Below are 620 nucleotides of genomic sequence, written 5' to 3' on the forward strand. Positions count from 1 at the left end.
CAGGCCAATGGCACCGGCATCGTCAAGGGCATCGACCGCGTCGATCTGTGGGTCGGCGGCCTTGCCGAAAAGCATGTGAACGGCGGCATGGTCGGCCAGACCTTCTGGATTGTCCTGCATGAGCAGTTCGATCGCCTGCAGGAAGCCGACCGCTTCTACTACGCAAGCCGCTTCGACAACTTCGACTTCTACGAGAACTTCATCGACGGCCAGGAGTTCGCCGACATCATCGCTCGCAATACCGGCATGACGGATCTTCCTGAGCATATTTTCCGGACCGAAGAACCGGACGATGGTGATGATGGTGCTGGCAACCCGGATGATGATGAAGACGATGATGACGACGGCGATCCCGTTGGCGGCGGCGATGACGACGATGACGATGACGACGACACCGGCGGCCCCGACGATGGTGGGGACGACGATGATGATGATGATACGGCCGGCGGCGACGACGACGACGACGACGACGGTGATGGCGACGGCTCTGGCGATGGCGATGGCGACGGCGACGGTTCTGGCGATGGGGACGGTGGCGAAACACCGTTGCCGGTTGCGGCGCGCACGCTGATCGGCACGTCTGCGGCGGATGTTCTGCTCGGTGGTGCGGTTGCCGACGT

Annotated in this window: 1 protein-coding gene; it reads left to right on the forward strand. The window is 62.4% G+C overall.

What is annotated here, in order from left to right; all coding sequences use genetic code 11:
• Positions 1 to 620, forward strand: a 620-nt coding sequence (locus tag AC07UR_RS33870) for a peroxidase family protein (RefSeq protein WP_494724414.1), incomplete at both ends; no start/stop codon positions are given.

It is taken from the genome of Ensifer sp. GW821-FHT05G01 (assembly GCF_059419585.1).